The 286-nt window shown below is 60.8% G+C and carries 1 pseudogene; it reads right to left on the bottom strand.

The window, feature by feature from the left end:
• Positions 1–286, bottom strand: a pseudogene (locus QP415_RS11555) (ISL3 family transposase); the annotation flags it as partial.

The raw sequence follows: 286 nt of genomic DNA, 5'->3' as shown, positions 1-286 counted from the left end.
CGGGAGGCCAGCCAGGTTTTGAAGACCTGCTTGGAGCGACCCGGGACCATGTCCAAGAGTCGGGAGGGGCCGCTGCGTTCTCGGATGGGTGTCAAGTCCAAGATAACGGTGACGTATTTGTCTCCGTAGGGGGTGTGGCGCCACACGTGTTCATCCACCCCGATGACACGCACGCCATCGAACCGAGTTGGATCATTGATCAGTAGACGCTGGCCTTCACCCAGGACAGCGGTGTTGGCGGTATTCCAGGACACACCGAGGGCCTGGGAGATACGCGCCACCGTCA

The organism is Pauljensenia sp. UMB3104, from assembly GCF_030217285.1.
Lineage (GTDB): Bacteria > Actinomycetota > Actinomycetes > Actinomycetales > Actinomycetaceae > Pauljensenia.
The sequence above is the reverse complement of the archived record's forward strand: the minus strand, read 5'-3'. Positions and strand labels throughout refer to the sequence as shown.